Below are 1,802 nucleotides of genomic sequence, written 5' to 3'. Positions count from 1 at the left end.
GTCCTGTCCCGCACAATTCGTGCAGGGCAGGACCGTTCGTGTTGGCGGGCCTGGTGCTTACTCGGCGGCGCCGGTGTAGGTGACTGCAGGCATGGCCGGGGTTTCCATGCCTTCGCCGATGAAGAAGCTCGGGTGCGGGGGCTGGTTGTACGCCACGTTTTCGCGGGCCACTCCCGTCCGGTACATCGGATCGTGCATCAGGGTGCGGAGCCGGACCTCGGTGGGTGCCGTGGTGGTGTAGATCCGGAGTTCAGTGCTGTCCGACGACGGGAAGGCCAGTTCCTCGCGCCAGTCACCCAGCAGGTCCGCCTGCAGGGACGGGTTGCCCTTGGTGTGGTTGTTGCTCCGGGCGCCCGTGGCGGTCAGGAGCCGATCGCTGGTTTCGGTTTCCCAGTTCCACTTGGAGATGGTGGGCACGCCGACGCCGGCCACCGCGTCGAAGTCGTGGTCAACGATCTCGCGGAGCAGGTCGCCGTCCCACCAGGCCAGGAAGTTTGCGGCCGGGATCTTCTCGGCGATCAGCTCGCCCTTGGCGGACATCAGCTGGCCCCGCGGGGAGTTCCAGGAGGCGTCGCCGCCCACGGCCCAGCCCTCGGCCCCGGCGTACCGGGGATCGATGTCGCCGGCAGCGCCGCGGCCCGTGTCCTTGATGGCAGGGATGCTCCAGAGCACCTCGCCGGTGGCGGAATCGCGGAATGTGGCGCCGCGTTGGCCGCTCTGGCTCATGCTCTCGTGGACGGCGAAGGTCTCCAGTCCGGGACGGGACGGATCCAGGTCGCTGGTGTGGATGGCATCGCCGTGGCCCAGTTTGGTGTTGTAGAGGGGTTTGCCGTCGTCGTCGATGGTCATGGACCCGAAGACGAACTCGTCCTTGCCGTCCTGGTCCACGTCAGCCACGGACAGGTTGTGGTTACCCTGGCCCTTGTATTCGGCGCCGGCCACGTCCGAATCGAAGATCCAGCGCTTCACCAGCTTGCCGTTCACAAGGTCATAGGTGACCAGGACGGTGCGCGTGTAGTAGCCGCGGCTGAACATCATGGACGGGCGCTCGCCGTCGAGGTACGCCACGCCGGCCAGGAAGCGGTCCACCCGGTTGCCGTAGCCGTCGCCCCAGGCGGAGACCGCGCCGCGGGCCGGCTCGTAGGCCACGGTGTCCATGATGGTGCCGGTCTCGCCCCTGAATACGGTCAGGAATTCGGGCCCGGAGAGCACGTACCCGGCGCTGTTGCGGAAGTCCGCCGCGGCGTCGCCGATCACGGTGCCGGCGGCGTCCGTGGTGCCGTCTGCGGTCTTCAGGGAGAGCTCGGCCTTGCCGTCGCCGTCGAAGTCGTAGGCCAGCAGCTGCGTGTAGTGGGCACCGGCGCGGATGTTTCGGCCCAGGTCGATGCGCCACAGCTTGGTGCCGTCCATCCTGTAGGCGTCCACATACACGTTGCCCGTGTAGCCGGACTGGGAGTTGTCCTTGGCGTTGGACGGGTTCCAGAGCTGGATGATCTCGTACTTGCCGTCGCCGTCCAGGTCCGCCACGGTGGAGTCGTTGGCGGTGTAGGTGTAGGCCTGCCCGGCGGGGGTGACGCCGTCGGCCGGCTTGTCCAGCTTGATCGCCAGATAGTTCTGCGCCAGCGGGATGAACTCTTCGCTGAGCCGGTCCTGGCCCTCACCGTTGCCCACCGTCTGGATGACGTACTTCGAGGTGGCGGTCCCGGCCGGATCCACATACGTGGTGCTGTTCCGGATGGGGTCCACGGTGAGCTGGACGCCGTCGCGGATCACATGGAACCCGATGCTGTCCTTGTCCAGGC

1 protein-coding gene is annotated in these 1,802 nt (G+C 67.1%); it reads right to left on the bottom strand.

Features of this window, described 5'->3' with window-relative positions:
* Window positions 1–57 precede the first annotated feature (57 nt).
* The coding region (locus DBR22_RS20435) for a rhamnogalacturonan lyase (protein ID WP_108600499.1) at window positions 58–1,802 on the bottom strand (1,745 nt) is incomplete at its 5' end.

The sequence above is a fragment of the Arthrobacter sp. HMWF013 genome (genome assembly GCF_003061105.1).
GTDB lineage: Bacteria > Actinomycetota > Actinomycetes > Actinomycetales > Micrococcaceae > Arthrobacter.
Note: the sequence above shows the minus strand (reverse complement) of the source record. Positions and strands in the feature narration are given on the sequence as shown.